The organism is Nonomuraea zeae (genome assembly GCF_005889725.1).
In the GTDB taxonomy this organism is placed as follows: domain Bacteria; phylum Actinomycetota; class Actinomycetes; order Streptosporangiales; family Streptosporangiaceae; genus Nonomuraea; species Nonomuraea zeae.
Map to the genome: position 1 here is coordinate 1 of NZ_VCKX01000638.1, position 1,900 is coordinate 1,900.

At 72.7% G+C, this 1,900-nt stretch carries 1 protein-coding gene; it reads right to left on the bottom strand.

What is annotated here, in order from left to right; genetic code table 11:
• A partial coding sequence (locus ETD85_RS61995; RefSeq protein WP_170247510.1) for an AMP-binding protein occupies positions 1-1,780 on the bottom strand: 1,780 nt, incomplete at its 3' end.
• Between the last annotated feature and the right edge of the window lie 120 nt (positions 1,781-1,900).

A 1,900-nucleotide genomic window follows, 5' to 3' on the forward strand; every position in this document is an offset into this window, starting at 1 on the left:
GGTGCCAGGCGGGGCGGAAGAGGCAGTCCGGGGCGGTGGTTGCGGTGCCGCGGGCGGCGGCCACCGAGCGGATCAGGGTGGCGTACTCGCCGGACTCCACGCGGCGGACCAGGGCGGCGCGCTGGATCTTGCCGCTGGTGGTGCGGGGGAAGGCGGCCTCGGCGATCGGCAGCACGTGGGCGGCGGCGAGCCGGAGCCGCTCGGCCACGGCGCGGTGGACGCGCTCGACGGTGTCCAGCGGAAGGTCCGTGGTGGGCGCCGACGGGACGAAGAAGATCGCCAGGGCCTCGCTGCCCGTGGCCGGGTCGGGCACGCCGCAGGCGGCCACCAGGCCGGGAGACACGCCGTCAAGCTCGCTGACCACGTCCTCGATCTCGTGGCAGTAGTGCTTGTCGCCGTTGATGACGATGAGCTCCTTGGCCCGGCCGCTGATCACGACCTCGCCGTCCATGACGAACGCCAGATCCCCGGTGTCGAACCAGCCGTCGGCGGTGAACGCCTCGGCGTTGGCGGCGGCGTTGTCCAGGTAGCCGGGCGTGACGCGGGAGGATCGCACCTGGAAGCGGCCGATCACGCCTTCCGGCAGCACCCGCCCGCCGTCGTCGGCCACCCGTACGGCGGCGCCGGGCGCGGCCGGGCCCATGCTCATGAACTCCAGGCAGGGGCTCTCGTCGTCCGGCTCCGCCGCGCGCAGGGTGCCGTCCAGGGAGGACTTCAGTATGCGCAGGACGCTGCCTTCCTGGGCGAAGAACTTGCAGGTGGCACCGGTGGCGGTCTCGGCCATCCCCCACATGTGGACGATCGTCCGCTCGCTGATCCCGTACGGCCTGACCCGGGCCACGAAGTCGCGCATGACGGACGGGAGGCACTGCTCGCCCGCGTTGAGCATGGTCCGCACCCCGGACAGCTCCCAGCCCGCGTCCTGCCGCCCGTCGCGCAGCGCGTCGGCGACCAGCCGGTAGGCGAAGTTGGCCGACCAGGTGTGGTGGACGCGGTGCTTGCTCAGCACGTCCAGCCAGCGCAGCGGCTGCTCGGCGATGTAGCCGGTGGGCGCGTGGATGCTGTCGCAGCCCAGGACGACGTCACGGAGCAGGTACATCACCAGCGGCGCGACGTGGTCGAACGGCAGCCAGTTGAAGCTGGTCTCCCCCGGCCTGATCAGGTCAACCTGGCGGGCCGACAGCGCGTTCTCCACGATGGCCCGGTGCGTCACCTGGATGATCTTGGGCTGGCCGGTGCTGCCGGACGACAGCGCCAGGACGGCCACGTCGGCCGGGTCGGCGGGGTGCACGTCGCCGTCGGCGGGGCAGATCTCCAGCTCGGCGACGGAGAGCCAGGTCAGGCCGGGCTCGCCGTACAGGTCCCGCAGGCCCGCGACGGCGTCCACGGTGGCGTCGTCGGTGATGACCGGTGGGCGGCCGAGCGCCCGCCAGGCGTGCATGAGCTTGTCCAGGACGGGGTGCCGGGCGTCGAAGGACGGGGGCGCGGTGACGGTGACGCAGGTGATGCCGCCGAGCAGGCAGGCCCACACAGCCGGGAAGTAGTCGGTCAGCCGGGGCACCAGCAGGATCGCGTACGAGCCCGGGCGCATGCCCTGCGCGCGCATGCCCCCGAGCACCCTCCTGGCGCGGGCCAGCAGCTCGGGGTAGGTGATGAAGGTGTCGGTGTCCCAGGACACGGCGCGGACGCCCCGGCCGGGGAAGCGTTCGGCGGCGGCCGTGATGGCCTCGGTCAGCGTGTGCGGATCGGCGGGCAGGCGGCTCAGCGGTGGCCCGGCCACGAGGCTCTGGCGGCTGCTCGTGGCGGGCCACGTAATGTGATCGGGAGCGGACCGGGGAGGGGGCACCGCCACGGCCCTGTCTCTTATACACCTCTCCGAGCCCACGAGACCCTAAGACAA